General features: G+C 71.1%; 15 protein-coding genes and 1 tRNA gene. 12 read left to right on the forward strand and 4 right to left on the reverse strand.

Annotated features, from left to right (window positions below; all coding sequences use genetic code 11):
• The first annotated feature begins 3 nt into the window (after positions 1–3).
• The gene (locus ITJ56_RS11240; RefSeq protein ID WP_194630764.1) at positions 4–3255 is read left to right on the forward strand and encodes an ATP-dependent DNA helicase; all 3252 of its coding nucleotides are present in this window, start codon (positions 4–6) and stop codon (positions 3253–3255) included.
• Between the two features lie 417 nt (positions 3256–3672).
• Here the strand turns inward: ITJ56_RS11240 and ITJ56_RS11245 are convergent, their stop codons facing one another.
• The gene (locus ITJ56_RS11245; RefSeq protein WP_194630701.1) at positions 3673–4671 is read right to left on the reverse strand and encodes a phosphotransferase; all 999 of its coding nucleotides are present in this window, start codon (positions 4669–4671) and stop codon (positions 3673–3675) included.
• 113 nt (positions 4672–4784) lie between these two features.
• Here ITJ56_RS11245 and nudC point away from each other — a divergent pair, with 113 nt between their 5' ends.
• Positions 4785–5720: an NAD(+) diphosphatase gene (gene nudC, locus ITJ56_RS11250; RefSeq protein WP_194630702.1), complete on the forward strand. Its 936-nt coding sequence runs from the start codon at positions 4785–4787 to the stop codon at positions 5718–5720.
• The gene (locus tag ITJ56_RS11255; protein ID WP_323749788.1) at positions 5717–7498 is read left to right on the forward strand and encodes an ATP-dependent helicase; all 1782 of its coding nucleotides are present in this window, start codon (positions 5717–5719) and stop codon (positions 7496–7498) included. The genes nudC and ITJ56_RS11255 overlap by 4 nt, the downstream gene beginning before the upstream one ends.
• Here the strand turns inward: ITJ56_RS11255 and ITJ56_RS11260 are convergent.
• Together ITJ56_RS11260 and ITJ56_RS11265 are read right to left on the reverse strand one after the other, a co-directional pair.
• Positions 7389–8246 (reverse strand): TOMM precursor leader peptide-binding protein, encoded by an 858-nt coding sequence (locus ITJ56_RS11260; RefSeq protein WP_194630703.1) that lies wholly within the window; start codon positions 8244–8246, stop codon positions 7389–7391. The genes ITJ56_RS11255 and ITJ56_RS11260 overlap by 110 nt on opposite strands.
• 60 nt (positions 8247–8306) lie before the next feature.
• The gene (locus ITJ56_RS11265) at positions 8307–9725 is read right to left on the reverse strand and encodes a zinc-dependent metalloprotease (RefSeq protein ID WP_194630704.1); all 1419 of its coding nucleotides are present in this window, start codon (positions 9723–9725) and stop codon (positions 8307–8309) included.
• Positions 9726–9901: 176 nt separating this feature from the next.
• On the opposite strand from ITJ56_RS11265, the gene ITJ56_RS18950 reads away from it, so the two are divergent.
• The 4 genes from ITJ56_RS18950 (at position 9902) to ITJ56_RS11285 (ending at position 15285) form a co-directional block, all read left to right on the forward strand.
• A complete protein-coding gene (locus ITJ56_RS18950) occupies positions 9902–11011 on the forward strand; it encodes a PDZ domain-containing protein (protein ID WP_194630705.1) in 1110 nt (369 codons plus the stop codon).
• Between the two features lie 165 nt (positions 11012–11176).
• A complete protein-coding gene (locus tag ITJ56_RS11275) occupies positions 11177–14155 on the forward strand; it encodes a UPF0182 family protein (protein ID WP_194630706.1) in 2979 nt (992 codons plus the stop codon).
• Positions 14156–14218: 63 nt separating this feature from the next.
• Positions 14219–14295, forward strand: a tRNA-Met gene (locus ITJ56_RS11280).
• 150 nt (positions 14296–14445) lie between these two features.
• On the forward strand, positions 14446–15285 hold the full coding sequence (locus ITJ56_RS11285) for a carbon-nitrogen hydrolase family protein (RefSeq protein WP_194630707.1): 840 nt from the start codon (positions 14446–14448) through the stop codon (positions 15283–15285).
• Positions 15286–15352: 67 nt separating this feature from the next.
• Here the strand turns inward: ITJ56_RS11285 and ITJ56_RS11290 are convergent, their stop codons facing one another.
• Positions 15353–16555, reverse strand: a complete 1203-nt coding sequence (locus tag ITJ56_RS11290; RefSeq protein WP_194630708.1) for an aminotransferase class I/II-fold pyridoxal phosphate-dependent enzyme — start codon at positions 16553–16555, stop codon at positions 15353–15355.
• Between the two features lie 191 nt (positions 16556–16746).
• Here ITJ56_RS11290 and ITJ56_RS11295 point away from each other — a divergent pair, with 191 nt between their 5' ends.
• The 5 genes from ITJ56_RS11295 (at position 16747) to ITJ56_RS11315 (ending at position 22864) form a co-directional block, all read left to right on the forward strand.
• Complete coding sequence (locus tag ITJ56_RS11295) at positions 16747–18612, forward strand: S1C family serine protease (protein ID WP_228517587.1); 1866 nt, start codon at positions 16747–16749, stop codon at positions 18610–18612.
• A 181-nt stretch (positions 18613–18793) separates the two neighbouring features.
• Positions 18794–19837: a glycosyltransferase family 2 protein gene (locus ITJ56_RS11300; protein ID WP_194630709.1), complete on the forward strand. Its 1044-nt coding sequence runs from the start codon at positions 18794–18796 to the stop codon at positions 19835–19837.
• A gap of 4 nt (positions 19838–19841) precedes the next feature.
• Entirely contained in the window at positions 19842–20663 is an 822-nt protein-coding gene (locus ITJ56_RS11305; protein ID WP_194630710.1) for a CDP-alcohol phosphatidyltransferase family protein, read from the forward strand.
• Positions 20664–20713: 50 nt separating this feature from the next.
• Complete coding sequence (locus tag ITJ56_RS11310) at positions 20714–21589, forward strand: glycosyltransferase family 2 protein (RefSeq protein WP_194630767.1); 876 nt, start codon at positions 20714–20716, stop codon at positions 21587–21589.
• A gap of 42 nt (positions 21590–21631) precedes the next feature.
• On the forward strand, positions 21632–22864 hold the full coding sequence (locus ITJ56_RS11315; RefSeq protein ID WP_194630711.1) for a CDP-glycerol glycerophosphotransferase family protein: 1233 nt from the start codon (positions 21632–21634) through the stop codon (positions 22862–22864).
• Positions 22865–22876: the final 12 nt, after the last annotated feature.

Consider the following 22876-nt stretch of genomic DNA (forward strand, 5'->3'; position numbering starts at 1 on the left):
GACATGACCGACATGACCGACATGACCGACGCGACTTCTGCCGGTGCGTCCTCGCCCGCCATCCGGCACGGTGCCGACGCCATCGCCGACGCCCTCGGCCGCCCACGCCCCACCGTCCAGCAGCGCGCCGTCATCGAGTCCCCCCTCGTCCCCGCCCTCGTCGTCGCGGGTGCCGGCAGCGGGAAGACCGAGACGATGGCCTCGCGCGTGGTCTGGCTCCTGGCGAACGGGCTCGTCCGCCCCGACGAGGTCCTCGGCCTGACCTTCACCCGCAAGGCCGCCGGAGAGCTGTCGGTCCGCATCAACGACCGCATCCGTGCCCTCGAAGAGGTCGGGCTGATCACCCCGGGCGACGCCTTCGAAGCACCGACGGTCTCGACGTACAACGCCTTCGCGAACGCCGTCTTCCGCGAGAACGCCCTGCTCGTCGGGCGTGACGGGGAGTCGCAGGTCCTGACCGAGCCCTCGGCCTGGCAGCTCGCCCGCCGGGTCGTGGTGGCCGCCCGCGACGACCGGCTGGCCGGACTCGACCGCGACGTCGACACCCTCACGGCCGCGGTCGTGGCACTCGCCGGGGCCACCTCCGAGCACCTCGTCGAGCCCGAGGACCTCCGTCGGTTCGCGATCGAGTTCTCCGAACTGCTGGAACTCCCCGGTAACCGGGGCAAGCCCTACCGGGCCATCACGGACGCAGTCGCAGCGATCGGGTCGCTCGAACCCCTGGCTGACCTGGTCGCGGAGTTCCGTCGCCAGAAGGTCGACCGCGGCTTCGTCGAGTTCTCCGACCAGATCGCCCTCGCGCTCGCCGCGGCCGAGTCGGCGCCCCGCGTGGTCACCGACCTCCGGCAGCGGTACGGCGTGGTGCTGCTCGACGAGTACCAGGACACCTCGGTCGTGCAGACCCGGTTCCTCGCCCGGCTGTTCCGCGGGCACTCGGTGATGGCCGTGGGCGACCCGCACCAGTCGATCTACGGTTTCCGCGGCGCGAGTGCGGCGAACCTCGCTCGCTTTCCGCACGACTTCGGCGGCGACGAGCCGGGCGTGGCCGAGCCGGTGACCTTCGCGCTGTCGACGAGCTGGCGCAACCCGATCGACGTGCTCGCCGGGGCGAACGCGATCGTCGCGCCGCTGTCCGAGGCCTCCGAAGTCGACGTCGAGCGGTTGTCCCCCCGCCCCGGAGCGGACGCCGGAACCGTGCGGGTGGTGTTCCCGGAGACCCTGCCGGACGAGGCAGACGAGGTCGCGGCGTGGTTCCAGGACCACCGCCGCCGAACCCCTGCGATGTCGATGGCCCTGCTGCTGCGCGCACGAAAGGACCTGGCGGCGTTCACGGCGGCGCTCGGCGCCCGCGGGGTGCCGTACCACGTGCTCGGCACCGGCGGGCTGCTCCAGCGCCCCGAGATCGTCGACCTGGTGGCCTGCCTGCGCGTGCTGCACGACCCCGCTGCGGGCAACGACCTCATCCGGCTGCTCGCAGGTGCCCGGTGGCGGGTGGGCGCAGCGGACATCGTCGCCCTGCACCAGCTCGCCCGCTGGCTGTTCCAGCGCGACCACACGCAGCAGCGACTCGACGACGAACTGACTGCGGCGTTCCGGGCGTCGGTCGCCGCAGGGGAGCACGGGTCGATCGTGGACGCCCTCGACTTCGTCGCGACCGCCCCCGACGAGCACGGCGCGCTCGAGGGCATCACACCGGCGGGCCGGAGCCGGATGCGCGCCCTCGGCGGCCAACTCGCAATGCTCCGCTCACGTGCAGCGGGCGACCTGGTGGACTTCGTGACCCTGGTCGTGCAGGAGATGCTGCTCGACATCGAGGTCGCAGCGCACGAGCAGGGCAGCGGGGCCTACCTGGACGCCTTCATCGACGAGCTCGCCGGGTTCGTGGCGACCGACGACCGCCCCGACCTCGGTTCCTTCCTCGGCTGGATCGACGCCGCCGCCCGTCGCGATGACATGGGCCCGCGGTCCGAGGAGCCCGAGGCCGGTACCGTCCAGATCCTGACCATCCACGGGTCGAAGGGCCTCGAGTGGGATGCCGTCGCGGTGCCGCGCATGGTCGAGGGGGGCCTGCCGGCGCGCCCGCAGGAGGGCTCCTCCGGCTGGCTCGGATTCGGCCGGTTGCCGTACGAGTTCCGTGGGGACGCCGCCGAGCTGCCGCGACTCGCGTGGCGCGGGCAGGAGACCCAGAAGGACGTCGTCGCCGCCATCGACGCCTTCAAGGAGCAGGTCAAGGCACGGAACGAGGACGAGGAACGCCGGCTCACCTACGTGGCGCTCACCCGCGCCAAGCACGACCTGCTGGTCTCCGGTTCGTTCTGGGCCGGGGGCGTCCGTCCCACCGAGCCGAGTCGGTACCTGCGCGATCTGGTCGAGGCCGGGGTCATCGACGGCGGTGCGATCCCGGAGACGACCGTGCACGACGAGAACCCGATGGGCGAGAGCGGGGCCACGCAGTCCTGGCCGCACGTTCCCTTCGGGCAGCGCGCACCACGCGTGCTGGCCGCAGCCGAACGCGTGCAGAACGCGAACCCCGGCGCCTCCGGCCGGTTCGCCGCCGACATCGACCTGTTGCTCGCCGAACGACACGCGACCCGGAACGCGAAGCACGCGGTCGCGGTCCCGCACCGGGTCCCGGCCTCCGGCTTCAAGGACTACCTCACCGAACCGGACTCGGTGGCGGAGCGCCTCCGCCGGCCAATGCCGGAACGGCCGTACCGGGCCACTCGTCTCGGCACGCTCTTCCACCAGTGGGTGGAGCAGCGGGCACGGAGCGGTGGGTCGCTCGAGACGCTCGACGTCTGGGACGGCGAACTCGACCTCGACGCCGACGAGCTCGCCGACGCTGCACCCGACGCCGTGGTGACCGACGACGGCGCTCGTCGGTTCGCGGACTTCCAGGCCACGTTCGCCCGCTCCCGGTGGGCAGGGCGCACGCCGATCGAGGTCGAGCGCGAGATCCACATCCCGTTCCTCGGCCACAGCGTCGTCTGCAAGCTCGACGCCGTGTACGAGATCGACGGGCGGGCCGAGGTGGTCGACTGGAAGACGGGGAAGGCGCCGTCCGGTGCGGAGGACCTGGCTCGCCGCACCCTGCAGCTCGCGCTGTACCGGGTGGCGTACGCGGAGTTCACGGGGCGGCCGCTCGACCAGGTCGACGCGGTGTTCTACTTCGTCGCCGACGACCTCGAGGTCCGCCCGGCGGAGCTGCTGGACCGCGCCGGACTCGAGCGCGCCTGGGCCGAGGCGATCGGCTGACGCAGGACGTGCCGCGGCGCGGTGCGCCTGATCCCGGCTGCGCCCCGGCGCGGCGTGGGCCGCGGCTGGCCAGGTCGCGGCTGGTCACGACTCCCCGCGCGCGTGGCGCTGAGCGGTCACGGAACGTCGGCAGAGCGCGTGCGGAGCAACGCGAGGTGACCGCTCGGCGGAGGTGAGCGGGGAGTCCCGGTCGCGCGGCGCGCCCCGCGTCCGTCCGGCACCGTCTGGAGGCCCGGTTCCGGGCTCGGGGACCGGCACCGGGCCTCCAGGCGGTGCGTCGAAGGCGTCGGCGACCGCCGCCGTCAGGGCGCCCCGGTCGGGTGGCGCCGAACGGTCACGGACCGTCGACGGGGCGCGCGTCGAGCGACGCGATGCGACCGCTCGGCGGACCTGAGCGGGGAGTCGTGACCGCCGGCGTCAGCCGTGCCGACGCTCGGTGGAGGACAGCAGCTGCTCGACCTCGCCGATCTCCATCGTCTCCGGTGACACGGACTGCAGCGGCTCCGCGCTCGGTGCGTGCACCGCGTCCACCAGCCGGTGCATCATCGCGACCGCGTCGTCGACCACCTCGGTGCTCTTCGCCTGCACGCCGTGCAGCAGCCAGTGGGCGGTCTCGAGCTCGTGGTGCACGCGTGCACGCTGGGCGAGCTGGCGGTCACGGCCGCCGCCGTTCGCCTCGTAGGCGCTGAGGACGGTGTCGAACGCGTCCCGCCGGCCTGCGAGCACCCAGGCCAGGTCCTTCGCGGGGTCGCCGAGCCGCAGCTCGCCCCAGTCCAGGATCCCGCTGACGACGTCACCGTCCGCGAGCAGCGCGCCGGTGCCGAGCGAGCCGTGCACGACGGTCGGCGTGAACTGCCAGAGCTGCTGGTCGCGCGCCGCGCCCTCCCACCGCTCGACGAGGGCGGCGGGCACGAGCTTGGTGGCGACCGCACGGTCCATGACGGAGACGGCGGATCGGAGCACCTCGAAGGGGGTGAGCGACGGCAGGCCGGCGTCGGAGACGAAGCTGGTCGGCAGCTGGTGGATCGCCGCGACCGCGCGGCCGACGCTGGTGGCGAGGTGCGGACGCTCGACGAGCGACCCGAGCGTCGGGTGCGCACCGGGCAGCCGCGTCGTGACGATGGCGCGGGTCGATCCGATCGGTGCCTGTCCGCGGTACTCGGCGACACCGAACGGGAGGCGCGTGCGGATCCCGGCGCTCAGCGCACGGATCGCGACGAGGTCGGCCGACTGCCGGGCCTCCGCCCGCTGGTTCCGGGGACGGCGGATGACGATCTCGGCGCCGTCGGCGTCGCGGAGGAGCGCCGACTCGTAGTCGCCGGCCGCGGCCGAGCCGAGCGTGCGCGTGCCCGTGACGAGGAGACCTGGAACGGCCGTCGTCGCCAACGCAGCTAGAGTGAACTGGGATCCCGCCATGCCCCTCAGGGTAGGCGCGTGACGCCCGCACTGCTGCACGCCACGCTGTTCGGCGGGCCGCCTGCCCGTCCGTTCCCCGCACGTCCGCACCCGATCCGAGGAGCTCTCCCGCCGTGACCGTCGAGTTCGCCGACCGGCTCCCGCTCTCCCGCAACGAACTCGACCGTGACGCCGAGTTCCGGACGACCGACGACCTCGAGCGTGTCCTGCGCGAGGACCCCGGCACCAGGTACCTGCCGGTGCACGGGGCCGAGATGCTCCGGAACGCCGACGGCACCCTGCGGTTCGTCACCGCGGCCGAGATCCCCGACGGCACCGTGACCCTGTACCTCGGCCGTGCGGTCACGGACGCACCGGACGCCCCGGCCGGCACCCGGTTCGTCGCTGCGCTGATCGACGACGCGACGGCGGCTGCCGTCGAACCGACCGATGACGCCTGGCAGAGCCTGCGTATGTTCGGCACCGAACTGTCCCCGCGCGACCAGGGCCTGGCGGTCGAGGCCGTCGCGATGGCGAACTGGCACGCCGTGCACGGGTTCTCGCCACGCACCGGGTCGGCCACCGACGTCGTGAGCGGCGGCTGGGTCCGCCGCGACCCCGAGGGCCACGACCACTTCCCGCGCACCGATGCCGCGATCATCGTCGGGGTCGTCGACGCCGACGACCGGATCCTGCTCGGCTCGAACGCCGCCTGGGATGCGAACCGGTACTCGCTCCTCGCCGGGTTCGTCGAGCCGGGAGAGTCCCTGGAGGACGCGGTCCGCCGCGAGGTCTGGGAGGAATCGGGCGTCCGGGTGGAGGAACCCGAGTACCTGGGGTCGCAGCCGTGGCCGTTCCCCGCGTCGCTCATGGTCGGCTTCCGCGCGCGCGCGGTGGGCGGCGACCCGACGACCGCTCGCCCCGACGGCGTGGAGATCCTGGACGTGCGGTGGTTCTCGCGCGACGAGATCGGGACGCGTGCCGGGGACACCCTGCTGCTGCCGGGCCGCACCTCGATCGCGCGCGTCATCATCGAGGAGTGGTACGGCGGGCCGCTGGACCTGCCGTGAGCGGCGTTGGCGCGGTCGGGCGCCCGCCGGGCGTTCCGTCCGGTTCCGACGCCGTCGAAATCCGACCGCCGTCGCCGGATGAACTGCTCGCCGCGCTCGACGCCGAGCAGCGCACCGTCGCCCGCACCCTGCTCGGGCCGGTCGCCGTCCTCGCCGGAGCCGGCACCGGCAAGACCCGCGCGATCACGCACCGGATCGCGTACGGGGTCGCGACCGGCACCTACGCTCCGAACCACGTCCTGGCGCTGACGTTCACCACCCGCGCGGCGGGCGAGCTGCGCTCCCGCCTGCGGTCGCTCGGCGCCGGTACCGTCCAGGCACGGACGTTCCACGCTGCTGCGATGGCGCAGCTCAGCTACTTCTGGCCGGACACCGTCGGCGGCCACGCGCCGAAGATCGTCGAGTCCAAGGGGCGGATGATCGCGCACGCCGCTGACACGGTCGGGATGCAGGTCGACACCCCCGTGCTCCGCGACCTTGCAGCCGAGGTGGAGTGGCGCAAGGTGCAGATGCTCTCCCTCGACGAGTACGAGGCCGCTGCCGCCGACCGGGTGATGCCCCGCGACACCACTCCGCGCCGCGTCATCGACCTGATGAAGGCCTACGAGCGGCTGAAGGACGACCGGCGACAGCTCGACTTCGAGGACGTCCTGCTGGCGACCCTCGGCATGGTCGAGTCCGAGCCGCGCGTGGCGTCGTACGTCCGGCAGCAGTACCGGTTCTTCGTCGTCGACGAGTACCAGGACGTCTCTCCGGTCCAGCACGACCTGCTGCGGGCATGGCTCGGCGGCCGCGACGACCTGTGTGTCGTCGGCGACGCGAGCCAGACGATCTACTCGTTCGCCGGCGCCTCGAGCGACTACCTGCTCGGGTTCGGTTCGGAGTTCCCGCGCGGCTCGGTCCTGCGGCTCGAGCGCAACTACCGTTCCACTCGCGAGGTCGTGCACGCCGCCAACACCCTGATGCGCGGTCAGCCCGGAGCGCTCGACCTGGTCGCTCAGTCCCAGGAACCCGGCCCCGAACCGGTCGTGCTGCCGTGTGTGCACGACGGTGACGAAGCCCAGACCATCGCCCGACGGATCGCGGAGCTCGTCGGTGCGGGAGCGGCCTACGGCGACTGCGCGGTGCTGTTCCGCGTCGGGGCGCAGTCCGCCGCGCTCGAGTCCGCCCTCGGCCGCAACGGGATCCCGTACCGGGTGCAGGGTGGCACCCGGTTCTTCAACCGGCCCGAGGTCAAGCTCGCCGTGCACCACATGCGCGGCGAGGCGATCCGGCAGACCGACGACGAACTCACCCGGCGGGTCCGGCTCGTGCTGCAGGTCAGCGGCTGGACGCCGACCGCGCCGGAGGGTACCGGGGCAGTCCGCGAGCAGTGGGAAGCGCTGCAGGCGATCATGGGTCTCGCCGAGGACGCACCCCACGGCACGACGATGCAGCAGTTCACCCAGGACCTCGTGGACCGTGCTGCGACCCACCACGAGCCCGAGGTCGACGCCGTCACGCTCGCGACGCTGCACTCGTCGAAGGGCCTGGAGTGGCCGCACGTGGTCATCGCCGGGGCGGCCGAGGGCCTGTTGCCGATCTCGCACGCGACGACCGACACCGAGGTCGACGAGGAGCGCCGACTGTTCTACGTCGGCCTGACACGTGCCCGCCGGTCCGTGACCATCACGTGGTCGCAACAGGGTTCCAGGCGTGGGGGAGCCCGGGCTCCGAGCCGGTTCCTGGCAGCGCTCGGCACGCACACCGCGGATGGGGCAGCACCGGCGAACGGCTGACCGACAGGTCGTCCCGCTCGAACACGACCTGGTCCGGGTCCGCGCGCTGCGTCCGGAGCGGCATCCGCTCGACCAGCATCCGTGTCACCGCTGCGGCCACCGCCGCCGTCCGCCACGGCGACAGGGATGCGGGCTGTCGCCCCCACACCTGCGCCGCGATGGCGGGCCACGCCGGGTCGTCGTCCACACGTGCGAACTCGGCGCACTGGAGGCACGGGCCGGCGCCCGGCACCACGAACGGGCCGAGACGGATGCGTCCGTCCCCGACCACCACCGCCAGGTGCGGCACACCCCGGCGGGTCCATGCGGCGCGGAGCGCCGGGTCCACCACGTGGTCGGCGACCACCACGGCCAACCGGGGCTCGTGGTCGGGTAGGACGATCGGACCGCCGGGTGGCGCGGAGGTGCGGCTGACCGTCACCCCTTCGCCCGACAGGAACGACGACACGGTCTCCGCGAGGGCGCCGCTGCCGTGCACCTCGATCCGTTCGAGCGGCTCGGGCAGGACCTCGATCACCGCGGGTGACGCCGCTCCCAGCACGCGAGCAGCGACCTCCGGTGCGCAGCCCGACGCGACCGCGAGTCCGGACAGCGCATCACGCCCGGTCTCGCGGCGGAGGCCGCAGAGGAACCGTTCTTCCCCGGTCGTCGGCACGGTGACCACGGCACGCGGGGGATCGACCCCGAGCTGCACCGAGGCGGGGTCACGCCAGACGAACTCGAGCGTCGGATCGATGCGGATGCCCATGACCCAACGGTGCCGGAATCAGCGGCACGCGTGGGGTCAAGTGGTGGATCTGTGGAGAACTCAGCGGGGCTGGTCGCCGGGGCCGGGGCCGGGGTTCGTGTCGGCGTCCGGCTCGCCGTCGTCTGCGACGTGCCCGGACTCGTCCTCGTGCGGGCGAGCCCCCGTGGAGTCGTTCAGCAGGTCCTCGAGCGCCTTGTCGAACGCGTCGTCCTCGTCCGTCTGGGCTGGGTTGCGCAGCCGTGCCACCAGTGCATCCGGGGCGTCGACGTCCTCCGAGGTCGGCACGAGGTCGAAGTGCGACCACAGCGCGTCGCGCTGCTCGGCACCGAGGTCGTCCGTCACCCGCTGCCACATCGCCGCGGCTTCGCGCAGCCGACGGGGGCGCAGTTCGAGACCGACGAGCGTGGCGAACGCGGACTCCGCCGGTCCGCCGGCGGCACGACGACGACGGACCATCTCGGCGATGGCACCGGCCTTCGGCAGCCGGGCGGTCGCAGCAGCCGTCACGGTGTCGACCCAGCCCTCGACCAGGGCGAGCATGGTCTCGAGTCGGGCGAGCGCGGCGTCCTGTTCGGGCGTCCGCGGCGGGATCAGTGCGCCGGAGGCCAGTGCGTCCCGCAGCTGCTCCTGGTTCGTCGGGTCGATGTCGGCCGCGAGCTCCTCGACCCGGTCGAACGGGATGTGGATGCCGCGCGCGTAGTCCGTGATCGACGAGATGATGTGCAGCCGGAGCCAGCGCGCTGACCGGAAGAGCCGGGCATGTGCCAGCTCGCGGACCGCCAGGTAGATACAGACCTCGTCCTCGGACACATCGAGCCCCTCCGCGAACTCGGCCACGTTCTGGGGCAGGAGTGCGGCGACCTGCTCGTCGAGGAGTGGCACGCCGACGTCACCGCCGGACACGACCTCCTTCGACAGCTGCCCGACGACCTGGCCGAGCTGGATCGCGAAGAGCGCCCCGCCGATGCCGCGCATCGCCTTCGAGACGTCGCCCAGCATCGCCTTGAGCTGCTCCGGCGCTCGCTGGTCGATGGCCTCGGTGAGTGCATCGGCGATGCTGAAGGCCACCGGCTCGGCGATCTGCGTCCACACCGGGGTGGTCGCCTTCGCCCACTGCTCACGCGTGTAGAGGCTCGGGGTCGCGGTCAGCTCGGCGACCGTCGTGACTTCGTCGAGCCAGAGCGCAGCGACCTGGAACGCCTGGTCGGCGGCCTGGGCGGTGGCCGGGTCGATCGGGTGTCCACCGTCGCGGGCGATCGCGGTCGCGCGTTCGGCGGTGGCCGAGAAGTCGATGCCGTCGCCGCCGGACTGGGCAGCACGTTGCAGCTGGCTCATCATGTTCGCCACGAAGGCCGGGTCGTTCGGCAGACCGGCGGCACCGGCGAGCTGCGACGGGTCGATCTGGCCCTCGCCCGAGAGCAGCTTGCGCAGCATCTCCTGGAAGTCGTCGTCCGGCCCCGGCTGTGGTTCATCAGGCATGCCGACTACGCTAATCGCTGCTCACGGGGCCGCACCTGGGACGCCCCCGTGGGAACGCCCCAACCGCTGCGCCGAGGGCGAACACCGCCGCCAGGCGCGGATGAACGCTCCCCGCCGCCAAGCGCGGAGACCACCTGTGCCGTCGGGCGTCGGTGCCCACCCCGGAAGGACCCCGCGTGACCCTCTTCGCCCCCACGCCCCGTCGTCGCTCGCGTGCCCGGACGGTCGGCTGGTCGTTCCTCGTCGGCGCCGTGGTCCTGGGCTTCCTGGCGAGCCTGCTGCCGAGCCCGTACCTCATCGAGGTCCCTGGTCCGGTGTACAACACGATCGGCACGCAGGAGCAGGGAACGGGAACGGACGCGAAGGACGTCAAGCTCATCCAGGTGACCGGGCACGAGACGTACCCGACCGCCGGCGCCCTCGACATGCTCACCGTCGGCATCCAGGGCGACTCGACGAACCGTCCGTCCTGGACGAGCGTCGTCCGCGCGATCTTCACGAAGTCCGAGGCGGTCATCCCGGTCGAGGCGATCTACCCGAGCGGCACCACGACCGAGCAGGTGAACGAGCAGGACTCCGCCGACATGCAGGCGTCACAGCAGTCCGCCGTCGCCGCCGCGCTCATCCAGCAGGGCAACGACCTGCCCTCCGAACTCGAGGTCGGCACGGTCGCGACGGGGTCGGCGGCAGAGGGAGCGATCGAGAAGGGCGACGTGATCACCGCGTTCGACGGCACGTCGCTCACCACGAACGCCGACGCCTCGTCCCTCCGTGAGCTCGTGACCGAGCACGGCACATCGACGCCGGCGACCGTCACCGTCGAGCGCGACGGTGCGACGAAGGAGATCCGCGTGACGCCGCGCAGCGAGCAGGGCACGGCGCTCCTCGGCGTCGGGGTCACCGAGCGCTACGACTTCCCGTTCAAGGTGTCCATCCGTCTGCAGGACGTCGGAGGTCCGTCGGCCGGCATGATGTTCGCGCTCGGGGTCATCGACGAGATCACGCCGGGCAAGCTCAACGGCGGGAAGCACGTCGCCGGCACCGGGACGATCACGGCCGACGGCGATGTCGGACCCATCGGTGGCATCCGGCAGAAGCTCTACGGTGCGAAGGACGCGGGCGCCACGGTCTTCCTCGCACCCGCCGACAACTGCGACGAGGTCGTGGGGCACGTGCCCGACGGACTCGACGTGTACAGCGTCTCGACGCTCGACCAGGCGGTCACGGACCTGCAGACGATCGCCGACGGGAAGAGCACCGCGAAGCTCGCCCGCTGCGGTTCATGACCCCTCTCTGAGTCCCCGTACAGCTTGACGTCCGCTCCGGTCCAATAGGATCAATGGCACTGACGGCCCGCCGCGAGCCGGGCCCGCCGGTCCGACACGTCTGGAGCACATCAAGTGACGACAACCTCGACCTCCTCGGGGCGGCGTTCGCCGCGGGTCCCGATCGTGGTCACGATCATCGTGCTGGCAGCACTGGTGATCGCCTTCTTCATCTTCGCCAGCCTCTACACGGACTACGCGTGGTACGCGCAGCTCGGGTTCCAGCAGGTCCTCACGACCCGCTGGATCGCCGGAGCCCTGATGTTCCTCGCGGGCTTCCTGGGCATGGCGATCCCCGTCTTCGTGAGCATTGCGCTCGCGTTCCGGTTCCGGCCGGTCTACGCGAAGCTCAACTCGCAGCTCGACCGCTACCAGCAGGTCATCGAACCGCTGCGTCGTGCCGTGATGATCGGCATCCCGGTCGTCCTCGGCATCTTCGCCGGACTCTCCACCGCCGGTCGCTGGAGCATGGTGCTCGAGTACTTCAACCGCACCCCCTTCGGCAAGAAGGATCCGCAATTCGGCCTGGACATCGGCTTCTACGTCTTCGAACTGCCGTTCTGGCGCTCGATCGTGGCCTACTCGTCCGCCGTCGTGCTCATCGCCGGACTCGCGGCACTCGCGGCCTGCTACCTCTACGGTGCCCTGCGCTTCGGCGGTCGCGAGGTCCGGATCTCCAAGGCAGCACGTGTCCAGCTCGCCGTCACGGCAGCGCTCTACGTCGCCCTGCAGGCCGTCAGCCTCTGGCTCGACCAGTACGCGGCGCTGACGAAGTCGAACTCGCTCATCACCGGTGCCCAGTACACCGAGGTGAACGCGGTGATCCCGGGTCGCGAGATCATGGCGGGCATCGCGGCCATCGTCGCGATCCTGTTCATCGTCACGGCGGTCATCGGCCGTTGGCGGATCTCGATCGTCGGCACGGGCCTGCTGCTCGTGGCGGCGATCGTCATCGGCGGCATCTACCCCTGGGTCGTCCAGCGCCTGCAGGTGAAGCCGTCCGAGCGCACCTTCGAGTCCGCGTACATCGAGCGGAACATCAAGGCCACGCGCGACGCCTACGGGGTGTCGGACGTCAAGGAGCAGAACTACGACGCCACGACCGAGGCGAGCTCCGGCGCCCTCGCGCAGGACGCTCAGACCACGGCGAACATCCGCCTGATCGACCCGAAGATCGTCTCCGACACCTTCAGTCAGCTGCAGCAGTACCGGCAGTACTACCAGTTCCCGGACGAGCTCGACGTCGACCGCTACGACGTCAAGGGCGAGACCGAGGACACCGTGATCGCTGTCCGTGACATCGACCTCGAGGGCCTGAGCGCGGCCGCGAACACGCAGTACAACCGCGCGTTCGTCTACACCCACGGCTACGGCGTGACCGCGGCCTACGGCAACCAGCGCGCGAGCGACGGCAAGCCGGTGTTCCTCGAGTCCGGCATCCCGTCCAACGGAGCACTCGGAGACTTCCAGCAGCGCGTGTACTTCGGTGAGACATCGCCGCCGTACTCGATCGTCGGTGCACCCGAGGGGACGAAGGACGTCGAACTCGACTACCCGTCCGGCTCCGACGACGACAACGGTGGCAACGCCACGACGACGTACGCCGGCGACGGAGGGCCCAGCCTCGGAAACTTCTTCGACCGGCTCGTCTACGCGGCGAAGTTCCAGTCGGAGCAGATCCTGCTGTCGGACGCGGTAAACGAGGACTCGCAGATCCTCTACGACCGCGACCCGATCACCCGCGTGCAGAAGGTCGCTCCGTACCTGACGGTCGACAGCGACGCGTACCCGGCGGTCGTCGACCACCGCCTCCAATGGGTCGTCGACGGCTACACCACGAGTGACGCCTACCCGTACTCGCAGAGCCAGAGCCTGTCCGACAGCATCGCCGGTGCGGAGTCCTCGGCCTACCGGACCGACCAGGTGAACTACATCCGGAACTCGGTGAAGGCCACGGTCGACGCCTACACCGGCAAGGTGACGCTCTACGCCTGGGACACCGAGGATCCGGTGCTCAAGACGTGGCAGAAGATCTTCCCCACGTCGACCAAGTCCGTGTCGAGCATGAGCGCAGAGCTGCTCGACCACGTGCGCTACCCGACCGACCTGTTCAAGGTGCAGCGCTCGATCCTGGGTACCTACCACGTGACCAACGCCAACTCGTTCTACTCGGGCGACGACGCGTGGAACACGCCGCAGGAACCCACGAGCACGGCCACGTCCGACAGTGACGCCGACAGCGCGGACACGTCGGCGAACGCCAACACGAACGCGCTGGGTGCCCAGACGACGACGACGAGTCAGGTGAACCTGCAGGACCCGTACTACCTCACGATGAAGGTCCCGGGCCAGGGGACCGCGTACTCGCTCTACACGACCTACATCCCGCAGCAGTCGGCAGGGGCGAACAACCGCAACGTGCTCACCGGGTACCTGGCGGTGAACTCCGACGCGGGTGGCGCCGGCAAGGGCGAGAAGGGGTCGGGCTACGGCAAACTCACGCTGTTGACGATGCCGAAGACCGACAACATCCCCGGTCCAGGGCAGGTGCAGAGCCTCTTCAACGGCGACTCGACGGTGTCGCAGGAACTGAACATCCTGAAGCGCGGTAACTCGACCGTGAAGCAGGGCAACCTGCTGACACTCCCGGTCGGCGGCGGGTTCCTGTACGTGCAGCCCGTGTACGTCCAGTCGACCTCGAGTGGTTCCTACCCGCTGCTGCAGAAGGTACTCGTGGCCTTCGGCGACAAGATCGCGTTCGAGGACACCCTCGACGAGGCGCTGAACTCGCTCTTCGGCGGCGACTCGGGTGCCGCGGCCGGTGACTCCGGTGCGAGCGGTTCGGACGGTGGGTCCTCCGATTCGGGCTCCGACTCCGACACGGGTTCGTCGGACTCCGGCTCCGACTCGGGTTCCACCGGCGCCTCGACCGGCTCCGGCACCGTCGACAACGACGCGCTGCAGCAGGCCCTGTCCGACGCCAAGGACGCGCTGCAGGACCGGCAGGAGGCGTACGCCGACAACGACCTGGTTGCTGCCGCGGAGGCCGACCAGCGCCTCCAGGACGCCATCGAGGCTGCGACCGCAGCCGAGAACGGCAGCTGACACACCGTGGCGGGGCACTCGATTTGTGTCCCGCCACGGCCCCGTGTAGGCTATTCAATGTGCCGCGGGGTGGAGCAGTTCGGTAGCTCGCTGGGCTCATAACCCAGAGGTCGTAGGTTCAAATCCTGCCCCCGCAACCAAGCGTCACATGAAGGCCCCGGTCCAATCGGACCGGGGCCTTCTTCGCGTCCACCGCCCAGGCCCAGGCCCAGGCCCAGGCCAACGCCAACGCCAACGCCAACGCCCACGTCACCGGGCCCCCGCGCCACGCCGCCCGGTACGCTCCCGGCATGGCCACCCTCACGATCGCGGCGGCGCAGTTCGCGCCCGCGGACGACCCCGTCGCCAACCTCGCCACCGTCCGCGCTGCCGCGGTCGATGCCGCCGCTCGCGGAGCGGCGCTCCTCGTCACGCCGGAGTACACGTCGTACTTCACGCCGGAGATCGACGACCGGTTCGTCGCCGCAGCCCAGCCGCTCGACGGCCGGTTCGTGTCCGAGCTCGGCGACATCGCCCGCGACACCGGGATCGCTCTCGTCGTGGGCATCGCCGAGACGACGGACATCCCTGGGAAATTCCGGAACACCCTCGTGGCGGTGCTCCCGTCAGGCGAGCTCGCCGCGGCCTACCGGAAGGTGCACCTGTACGACGCCTTCGGCTCGCGGGAGTCCGACCGGATCGAGTCCGGCGACCCCGAGCAGCTGCCGGTGTTCGAGCTCGGTGGTCTCCGCATCGGCCTCGAGACCTGCTACGACCTGCGGTTCCCGGAGGTGACCCGACGCCTCGCCGCACCGGAGTTCGGCGCGGTCGACGTCGTCCTCATCCCTGCTGAGTGGGTCAGGGGCCCGGGCAAGGAACACCACTGGCGCACGCTGTTGACGGCCCGCGCGATCGAGAACACGGTCTGGGTCGTCGGCGTCGGGCAGACGCCCCCGATCGGCATCGGTGGTTCGGTGGTGCTCGATCCGTCCGGGGTCGCCGTGGCCGCCGCGGGCGCCACCCCCGGCACCCTCACCGTGACCATCGACACGGCGGTCACCGAGACGGTCCGCCAGGTCAACCCGTCGCTGTCGCTCCGGCGCTACGACGTCGCGCTGCGCGCACTGCCTGGAGGCCCGGCGCAGGCCTGACGCGCCCGTTCCGTCCCGACGCGCTCGCCCTCGCAGACCGGATCGCGCGTCGGGAGCGCGGCACGGCTCAGCGCTTCGGCCGGAGGGTGGCCAGACGCGTCGCGGCGTCCTCGAGCACGCTGCGGCGCTTGCAGAACGCGAAGCGGACCAGCGATCGGTAGCTAGCGACGCGGTCCGGTCGTACGAACGCCGAGACCGGCACGCCGGCGACCCCGGCCATGGCCGGGAGGTCGAGGCAGAAGCTGCGGGCGTCGTCGTACCCGAGGGGTGCGGCGTCCGCGAGGACGAAGTACCCGCCGTCCGGTCGCATCACGTCGAAGCCGGCGCCCCGCAGCCCCGCGGCGAGCAGCTCGTGCTTCGCGCGGAGGTCGGCGGCGATGCCCGTGAACACGGAGTCGGGCAGGCGGAGGCCGACGGCGACGGCTGGCTGGAACGGCGCTCCGTTGACGAACGTCAGGTACTGCTTCACCGTGGTGACGGCTTCGACGAGTGCCGGGGGAGCGGTCAGCCAGCCGATCTTCCAACCGGTGGTGTTGAACGTCTTGCCGGCGCTCGAGACCGACACCGTCCGCTCGGCTGCACCGGGCAGGGTCGCGATCGGTGTGTGCGCCACGTCGAACGTCAGGTGCTCGTAGACCTCGTCGGTGATGATCACCGCGTCGCGTTCCGTGGCGAGGTCGAGGATCGTCTGCAGGACCTCGACGGGCAGCACCCGGCCGGTGGGGTTGTGCGGGGTGTTCACGAGCACCGCGCGGGTGCGGTCGGTGAACGCTGCGCGGAGCGTGTGCTCGTCGGGCAAGAAGTCCGGCGCGGTGAGCGGCACCGTGACGTGCACCCCACCGGCCAGCCGGATGAGCGCCCCGTAGGCGTCGTAGAACGGCTCGAAGGTGATGACCTCGTCACCCGGCTCGACCAGTGCGAGGAGCGTGGCGGCCAGGGCCTCGGTGGCACCGGCAGTGACGAGGACCTCGCGGTCGGGGTCGACCTCGAGCCCGTACCACCGCTGCTGGTGCTCGGCGACGGCTGCTCGCAGGTCAGGGGTTCCGCGGCCGGGCGGGTACTGGTTCACGCCGTCGCGGATGGCCTGCACGGCGGCCTCCAGGACCTCGGCCGGCCCGTCCTCGTCCGGGAACCCCTGTCCCAGGTTCACCGCGCCGGTGCTCGCGGCGAGGGCGCTCATCTCCGCGAACACGGTCGGTGCTGGGACGCCGTCGGGGCCGAGCAACATCGCGCCCTCGGCGGCTCGCAGCCACGGTCCTGCCTGTCGCATCTGGTTCCCTCCCGTGTCGGCGACGCCGTGTCGCGCTGAACGGACCCCAACCTAGCTGTCCGTCCCGCCGCGATCAGAGGCCGGCTGCACAGCGCACGCATAAGATCGGCAGGGGTTGCTCGCAGCATCGCCAGAAGGACCGCTCAGGTGGTTGCGACAGACTGCACGAGCTTGAAAGGAGCACGTCCAGCATGACCGACACCACGCCCAACGGGCAGGGCGACGACCGCCGTCCGGACGATGCGGCATCGCCTGCCGCCAGTGAGGACGCCGCAGCAGCGGCCACGAAGGGGAACACGTCGATGCCGAACGACTCCGACCAGCCGGACGAGACCGCTCGCCCGCAGCACACCGAGCCCGGGTCCCCGGACCACACCGACGTCATCCCGTCCTCGTCGGAGCATCCGACCGACCGCTACACGGCGCCGTACCCCGCCGTCTCCGGAGACTCGTCGAGCGCACAGCCGACCGGCTCCGGCCAGCAGGGCGGCTACGGCCAGCAGACGTCCCCCTACGGCCAGCAGCCGCAGTACGGCCAGCAGAGCCAGTACGGCCAGCAGAGCCAGTACGGCCAGCAGAGCCAGTACGGCCAGCAGAGCCAGTACGGCCAGCAGCCGCACGGCCAGCAGACCCAGTACGGTCAGCCCGGTGGCGAACGCCCCCGCTACGGCGAGTACGCCCAGCCGACGTCATCGGCCGCACCGGCCTCGTCGTCCGAGTACGCCACGGCGTCGGCGCAGGCTCCGCAGTCCGCCACGAGCGCCTTCGGTGACGTCGACGGCGCGAACCAGCGCAACGGCCACTACTTCAGCGACGACGCCGCCGGCGCATCCGCCGTCACGACGACCAAGCAACGCTCCGGTCGGAACAAGCTCCTCCTGCCGATCATCGCGGGTCTCGTCGTGGCAGGACTGGTCGGTGGTGGTGCCGGGTGGCTCGCCGGCTCGTCGCAGGGCGGCACCGTCGTCTCGTCCTCGGGGTCCTCGCAGGGCGGCAACCTGACGGTCAACGACTACGACTCCGCGACGGTCGTGACCGCAGTGGCCGCCCAGGCCACTCCGTCGGTCGTCACCATCAACGTCTCGTCGAGCAACGAGGCCGGCACCGGTTCCGGCGTGGTGATGAGCAAGGACGGCTACATCGTCACGAACACCCACGTGGTGACCCTGGACGGCGACAGCTCGAACGGTTCGATCACCGTGACCACCTCGAACGGCAAGATCTACGAGGGCAAGCTCATCGGCACCGATCCGACGGTCGACCTCGCGGTCATCAAGATCGAGGCGACCGACCTCAAGCCGATGGAGTTCTCGGACTCGTCCAAGCTCAACGTCGGAGACACCGCGGTCGCGATCGGTGCGCCGCTCGGCCTGTCGAACACCGTCACGGACGGCATCGTGTCGACGCTGAACCGCAGCATCCAGGTCACCTCCAGCGCTCCGAGCGAGGGCGGCGACTCCAACGAGGGTGGCAACGGCGGCTCCGGCCCGTTCGACTTCTGGGGCAACGGCGACAACGGCAGCAGCTCGTCGTCGAACACCACCGTCTCGCTCCCGGTGATCCAGACCGACGCATCGATCAACCCCGGCAACTCTGGTGGAGCGCTGCTCGACTCCGACGGCAAGCTGATCGGCATCAACGTCGCCATCGCGTCGGCCGGTAGCTCGTCGTCGGAGTCGGCCGCCGGGAGCATCGGTGTCGGCTTCTCGATCCCGTCGAACCTGGTCAAGCGCGTCGCGAACGAGATCAAGGACAACGGGTCCGCCACGCACGGCCTGCTCGGCGCGACCGTCGGCGACGCGTCCGAGGATGCCAGCGCCACCCAGATGGGCGCGCTCATCAAGTCGGTCTCGTCCGGCGGTGCCGCGGCGAAGGCCGGGCTGCAGAAGGGCGACGTGGTCACCGAGATCGGTTCGGCGACGGTCTCGGACGCAACCGACCTGACGGCGCAGGTCCGGTACTTCGCGGGCGGCGCCTCGACGACGATCAGTTACATCCGTGACGGCCAGTCCCGTCAGGCCGACGTGAAGCTGGGGACGTTCGACAGCAAGGGCTGACGCGACCAACGGACGGACGGGAGGCCCGGGGCACGACGTGCGCCGGGCCTCCCGTCCGTCCCGGGGCGCGTCGCGCGCCCCCAGGTGAGGGGTTCTGCCTCTTGATAGGCTCATGGTCGCTCTGCGGGGCGGCACCGTCCCCGGTGCGTCCCGTGCCGCCAGCCAGCACCCCGAGGTACGCATGCAGTCAGACGGACAGCCCCTGCCGGGCGTCTCGTACGTGATGCCCGTGCTCAACGAGGTCACCGAGGTCCGGGCCGCCGTCGCGAGCCTGCTCGACCAGGACTACACGGGTCCGTTCGAGGTCATCCTCGCGCTCGGTCCGTCGATCGACGGCACGAACGAGCTCGTCGCCGAGATGAGTGCGGCCGACCCGCGGATCCGCGCGATCGACAATCCGGTCGGTTCGACGCCCGCCGGGTTGAACGTCGCGATCCGGGCGTCGCTGCACCCCGTCGTGATCCGGGTCGATGCGCACTCGGTGCTGCCCGCCGACTACACGCGCATCGCCGTGCGGACGCTGCTCGAGTCGGGCGCAGACAACGTCGGTGGGATCATGCGCGCCGAGGGGCGCACCCCGTTCGAGAAGGCGGTCGCGCTGGCCTACGGCAGCCGCGTCGGGCTCGGGGGGACGCCGCACCACGTCGGTGGCACCGCCGGACCGGCCGAGACGGCGTACCTCGGTGTCTTCCGCCGCGAACGGCTGTTCGACGTCGGGCTCTTCGACGAGGGCATCAAGCGCGGCCAGGACTGGGAGCTCAACCGCCGACTGCGGCAGACCGGCGGCACGGTCTGGTTCACCCCGGAGCTCGTCGTCACCTACCGGCCCCGACCCAGCCTGAAGCGCCTGGTCCGCCAGTTCGTCGCGACCGGGCTGTGGCGCGGCGAACTCGCCCGCCGGTTCCCCGCCAACAACGGCCTGCGGTACTTCGTGCCGCCGGCGATGGTCGCCGCCATGGTGCTCGGCGTCGTCGCGGGCCTCATCGGAGTCGTCGGAGCGCTCCTCGGCACGCCGCTGGCCTGGGCGATGGTCGGCTTCGTCGTGCCCGTCGTGTACCTGCTCTTCGTCGTCGTCGGGTCGGTCGCGGTCGCGCGCCGGTCCGGGTTGCCCACCCTCCTGTGGCTGCTCGTCGTGCTGCCGTGCATCCACGTGGGCTGGGGGCTCGGTTTCATCATCGGGTTCCTCACCCGCACCTCCGAGCTGACCACCCACACGGGACGGTGACCGAATGACCGACCACGCCACGACCGGCCGCGGATCCGCAAGACCGACCTCGATCGCCGAGCTGCGGGCCGTCGCCCAGCCGGACGAGGTCCGTGCACGCGCCAACGCCGAGCACTGGACGGCCTCGCTGTACCTGCGCGATGTGTCGCCGTACCTGACCTGGGTGCTGCTGAAGACCCGCGTCAGCGCGAACCAGGTGACCGGGCTGATGATCCTGGTGGGGTGGAGCGTCGCCGCCGCCCTGCTGATCCCCGGGATCTGGGGTGCCGCGCTCGCACTGGTCCTCGGCCAGCTGCAGATGCTCGTCGACTGCTGCGACGGCGAGGTCGCGCGGTGGCGCGGCACCCGGTCGCCCGCAGGGGTGTTCCTGGACAAGGTCGGCCACTACACGACCGAGGGCCTGATCCCGGTGGCCCTCGGCATCCGTGCGGCGACGTGGCCGATCCACGGCGACGACTGGATGTGGACCACGATCGGGTGCGCACTCGGCCTGGTCATCATCCTGAACAAGGCGCTCAACGACATGGTGCACGTCGCCCGGGCCAACGCGGGGCTCGACAAGCTCGTCGACCGGCGTGACGCCTCGACCGCGCCGTCGGGCCGGAAGCTCGCATCGCTTCGTCGCCTGGCACGGTTCCTGCCGTTCCACCGCCTGTACCACTCCGTCGAGCTGAGCATGCTCGCGTTCGTGTTCGCTCTGCTGGCCCTGGTCATCGGCGACCCGCTCGCCAGCCGGATCCTGGTCGGGGCGCTCCTGCCGCTCGCCGTGCTCGCGACGTTCGGGCACTTCCTGGCGATCATGGCCTCGAAGCGGGTCAAGGCGTGACCGGCGACGACCGGACGGCGGGGCCCGGAACCGTGCGTCGTCACGCCGTCGTGCGCCGTGGGCGGCCGCGCGTGGCCGTGGTGAGCCTGTCGCAGGGCACCCGTCCCGACGATCTGCGTCGTGGGCTCGACAGCGTGCTCGCGCAGCAGGGGGTCGAGCTGGACGTCGTCTGCGTCGGCAACGGGTGGGAACCCACGGGGCTGCCCGACGCCGTCCGAGCCCTGGCCCTGCCCGAGAACGTCGGGATCCCGGCCGGACGGAACGCCGGAGCCGAGGCCGTGGACGGGGACTACGTGTTCTTCCTCGACGACGACGCGTCCGTGCCGTCGCCGACGTTCCTGCAGGATGCCATCGCACTGTTCGAGCACGACCCGTCCCTCGGGCTCGTGCAGCCGCGGGTGGTCGACCCCACGGGTGCCGCGAACCCTCGCCGCTGGATCCCGCGGATCCGGAAGGGCGAGCCGGACCACTCGTCTCCCGTGTTCTCCGTCTGGGAAGGCGCCGTCGTGCTCCCCATGGACGTCTACCGGGCCGTCGGCGGCTGGGGAGCGGAGTACTTCTACGCCCACGAGGGCATCGAGCTCGCCTGGCGCGTGTGGGACGCCGGACGCCGGACCTGGTACGCGGGAGAACTCGTCGCGCACCACCCGGCGATCGACCCGGCACGGCACACCGAGTACTACCGGTTGAACGCCCGGAACCGCGTCTGGCTGGCCCGCCGGAACCTGCCCGCGGTGCTGCGTCCGGTGTACGTGGGTTCGTGGGCGGCGATCCAGGTCGCGCGCTGGTGGCGTCACCCGCGCCGGCTGGCCACCTGGTTCGGTGGGATCCGTGAAGGATGGACGACCGACTGCGGACCGGTCCGCCCGATGGGCTGGCTCACAGTCGCACGGATGACCATCGCTGGTCGGCCACCGGTCGTCTGACCCGCCCGCCCCAGACCGCCAGAGCAGATCCGGAGAAGGACCATGTCGATCATCAGCGACCTGCGGACCGCCCTGCGGCTCGTCGAGCGACTCCTGACGTCGCGTCGGAGCCGGCGGCAGCTCGCGCGGCGTTTGCCGTCCGCACCGCAGCCGGTGCCCGGATCGATCGAGATCGCCGTGTACTTCGCCGACGGCCCGGTCAACATGTACCAGGTGCGCCAGTGGTACGCGCCGCTGGCCGAGCTCGCGAAGTCGCACCCGGTGGCGATCGTCTCGCGGAGTCCGGGGACCATGCTCACCCTGCTGGACGAGTCGCCGGTGCCCGCGGTCTACGCCCGCCAGGTGGTGGACCTCGAGCAGTTCGTCGACACGCAGGCGCCGAAGATCGTGTTGTACGTCAACCAGAACGCCCGCAACTTCCAGATGATGCGGTACGGGCGCATGTGGCACGTCTTCGTCAACCACGGCGAGAGCGACAAGATGTACATGACCACGAACCAGTTCAAGGCCTACGACTACGCGTTGATCGCCGGGGACGCCGCACGCGACCGCCTGGCCGAGGCGCTGTGGGACTACGACCTGGACGCCCGTACCATCACGATCGGCCGTCCGCAGGCCGACCACTTCGCCGGCGCGGCACCGTACCCCGACGACGACCGGACCGTGGTGCTGTACGCCCCGACGTGGGAGGGTGACCGGGCCGCCGCCGCCTACGGTTCGATCGCGTCCCACGGCACGGCCATCGCTGAGCACGTGCTCGCGTCGCCGCGGCACCGGCTGGTGTACCGCCCGCACCCGCGCAGCGGGGTGTTCGACAGCGACTACCGCGCAGCGCACGAGCGGATCCTGGCGGCCATCACGGCTGCGAACGCGGCCGACGCCGCGGCGCACCACCTGTACGACGACGGTGGGGAACTGGGGTGGCAGCTGGCGGATGCCGACGTGGCGATCACGGACATCAGTGCGATGATCTACGACCGGCTGGCCGTCGGCAAGCCACTCATCGTCACCCGACCGGTGTCGCCCGAGGCCGACGTCGACGAACGCGGGTACCTGAGCGACGCGAACTGGTTGACGGCCGCCGATGCCCCTTCGGTGCTCGAACGGGTCGACGCTGCGGCGAGCGACGCCGAGCAACTGGCGAGGCTGCAGCACTGGGTCCGGCGGTACTTCGGCGACACGACGCCGGGTGCCGCGACCGAGCGGTTCCGCGCGGCCGTCGAATGGCTGCTGGAGCGCTGGCGGACCGTCGCCGCCGAACGCGGAGGCCGCTGAGCGCGTCCGCGA

The organism is Curtobacterium sp. VKM Ac-1376 (assembly GCF_015351025.1).
GTDB lineage: Bacteria > Actinomycetota > Actinomycetes > Actinomycetales > Microbacteriaceae > Curtobacterium.